3 protein-coding genes are annotated in these 2,650 nt (G+C 67.6%); all 3 read right to left on the reverse strand.

What is annotated here, in order from left to right:
• Positions 1-354: 354 nt before the first annotated feature.
• On the reverse strand, positions 355-1,944 hold the full coding sequence (gene mctP / locus IEZ10_RS38380; protein WP_189251410.1) for a monocarboxylate uptake permease MctP: 1,590 nt from the start codon (positions 1,942-1,944) through the stop codon (positions 355-357).
• Positions 1,945-1,948: 4 nt separating this feature from the next.
• Positions 1,949-2,326 carry a DUF3311 domain-containing protein gene (locus IEZ10_RS40200; RefSeq protein ID WP_308426342.1) on the reverse strand — a complete coding sequence of 126 codons (378 nt, stop codon included), beginning with the start codon at positions 2,324-2,326 and terminating at the stop codon, positions 1,949-1,951.
• A 214-nt stretch (positions 2,327-2,540) separates the two neighbouring features.
• Positions 2,541-2,650, reverse strand: a 110-nt coding sequence (locus IEZ10_RS40600; protein WP_444545409.1) for a golvesin C-terminal-like domain-containing protein, incomplete at its 5' end; no start/stop codon positions are given.

The raw sequence follows: 2,650 nt of genomic DNA on the forward strand, positions 1-2,650 counted from the left end.
GCCCTTTCCGCGTTTCCCGGGTCTTCCCGGCCTCCGGGTTTCCGGGTTTTCTGGCGGGGCTCTGGACGTTCGTTCGTCCGGGGCCCCGCTTTTTTGCGTGCCCGTTTTCGTGTCCGCGTTGTGCGGGTTTCACGGCCTCCCGGCCTCCGGGTTTCACGGCTTCCGGGGCTTCCGGTCTCCGGGGTTCCGGGTTGCGGTGTTTTCCGGCGGGGTCTTCGGCGAAAGCCCGAGGCTCCGCTTTTTTCGTGCCTGCCTTCTCGCATGTGGAAGGGCCGCCCCCGCGCATCCGGGAGACGGCCCTTCCGTGTTCGACGGCTCTTTCCCGCCCTCGATAGGTCCGCGGGTCTCGACAGGTCAGTGGGTGAGATCGAGCTCCTTGACGCGGGGGTCACCCTCGTCGGCGAAGTAGTGGTCGGGCTGGGTGACGTCGTTCCCTTCGGCGAGCCTGGTGCCCCGGGCGATGAACGTGCCGATGACCGCGACGGCCAGGTTGACGAGCAACGCCAGGATGCCCGCGTAGATGGTCATCTTGGTGTCGAAGCCCAGCTGCTCCAGCGGGAACGCCGATCCGGCGAAGTGCATCTTGCCGGTGGCGGGGTTGGAGATGTTGTAGAGCATGATCATCCCGGCTGCCATTCCGGCGATCCAGCCGGCGATCAGGCCGGCCCGGTGGAGCCAGCGGGTGTAGAGGCCGAGCGCCACGGCCGGAAGGGTCTGCAGGATGATGACGCCGCCGATGAGCTGCAGGTCGATGGAGAAGCCGGTGTCCAGGAACAGGATGCACAGCACCGCGCCGACCTTGACGAGCAGCGAGGTGATCTTCGAGACGCGGGCCTCGTCGGCGTCGGTGGCGTCCCGCTTCAGGTATTCGCGGTAGATGTTGCGGGTGAACAGGTTCGCGGCCGCGATCGACATGATCGCGGCGGGGACCAGCGCGCCGATGCCGACGGCGGCGTAGGCGACCCCGGCGAACCAGTCGGGGAACATCTTGTCGAAGAGCTGCGGGACGATCGTGTTGTTGTCGGTGCCGATGGGCTTGACCCCGGCGGCGATGGCCATGTAGCCGAGTAGTGCGATCAGGCCGAGCAGCAGGCTGTAGGCGGGCAGCGCGGACATGTTCCGTTTGATCACATCGCGGTTCCTGGACGCCAGCACGCCGGTGACGCTGTGCGGGTAGAGGAACAGCGCGAGCGCCGAGCCCAGAGCCAGCGTGACGTACTGGAGCTGGTTGTTGGCGTTGAGAAGGGGGCCGTCACCCGGTGCCGGGGAGGCGTCGAACTTCGCCTTGGCCGCGTCGAAGATCCCGTCCCAGCCGCCCAGTTTCGCCGGGATGACGATGATCGCGACGATGATCACCAGGTAGATCAGCGTGTCCTTGACGAAGGCGATCAGCGCCGGGGCGCGCAGGCCCGACTGGTAGGTGTAGGCGGCCAGGATGGCGAACGCGATGATGATCGGCAGGTGGCCGGTCACGCCCATCGTCTTGAGCACGGCCTCGATGCCGACGAGCTGCAGCGCGATGTAGGGCATCGTCGCGACGATGCCGGTGACGGCGATCAGCAGCGCGAGGGTGGGGGAGTCGAACCGCGCCCGGACGAAGTCGGCCGGGGTGACGAAGCCGTGGACGTGCGAGACCGACCAGAGCCGGACCAGCACGAGGAACACGATGGGGTAGACCACGATCGTGTACGGCACGGCGAAGAAGCCGGTGGCCCCGGCTCCCCACAGCAGCGCCGGCACCGCGACGAAGGTGTACGCGGTGTAGAGGTCGCCGCCGACCAGGAACCAGGTGATCCACGAGCCGAAGCTCCGGCCGCCCAGTCCCCACTCGTCGAGCGTGGCCAGATCGTTGGGGCGTCGCCAGCGTGCGGCCACGAAGCCCATGCCGCTGACCAGCAGGAACAGGAAGGTGAAGATGATGATCTCGGTCAGGTGCTCGCTCATCGGCTCACCGCTTCCGCTTGGTCATCTGGTAGACGATCGTGGTGCAGGTGACGCCGACCACGATGAACGCGAGCTGGAGCCAGTAGAAACGGGGAAAGCCGAAGAGCCGGGGGCCGTCGGCGTTGAAGAGGAATGGCAACAAAGGCAGGATGATCGGTACAATCAGCAGCCAGTTCCACGGGCTGCGATCGCTGCGATCCTTTCCGGGAGTGGTCAACGCATCTCCTAGGGCTGGAGAGGGGGCTGGCGGGACGGCCGGCCCCTTCGGCTGAGCGGCAGCGTAATTACGGGGTCCGCCTGCTGCGATCATCCAGCGCCGAGTGGGCCGGTCGGCGCGGCGAGCGGTAGCCTCGGCGACCATCCTCGGTGTCACCTGCGGCATCGCGGCGCGGCTCGTCCGAGCCGCCCCGTTCGGCGACGGAGGCAGGCCGGTCGCCGCATTCCACGCCACGTCTTCTTGACACCGCGCCTCGGGGATTCAGAGATCATCGGCGCCGGTCCGGTTCGATGACCGGCCGGTCGGCCGGGGACACGCGTACGGCTCGCGCCTCCGCGGAGGTGCGAGCCGTACCCGGTTCCGGACGGTGCGTCCGGGGTCAGAGCTTGGTGACGCGGACGGCGTCGGCGATGACGTAGCCGGTGCCGGCGGTCCAGCGGCTCACGCCGACGACGTTGTAGGTGCCGGCGTTGAGGGAGAAGGTGCCGA

Source organism: Streptosporangium pseudovulgare, from assembly GCF_014648055.1.
Taxonomy (GTDB): Bacteria; Actinomycetota; Actinomycetes; order Streptosporangiales; family Streptosporangiaceae; genus Streptosporangium; species Streptosporangium pseudovulgare.

What these genes read in the sequence shown, in the direction of transcription:
- IEZ10_RS40200 (WP_308426342.1), bottom strand. Translation starts at nt 2,326, where the DNA reads ATGCCGCAGGTGACACCGAGGATGGTCGCCGAGGCTACCGCTCGCCGC.
- mctP (WP_189251410.1), bottom strand. Translation starts at nt 1,944, where the DNA reads ATGAGCGAGCACCTGACCGAGATCATCATCTTCACCTTCCTGTTCCTG.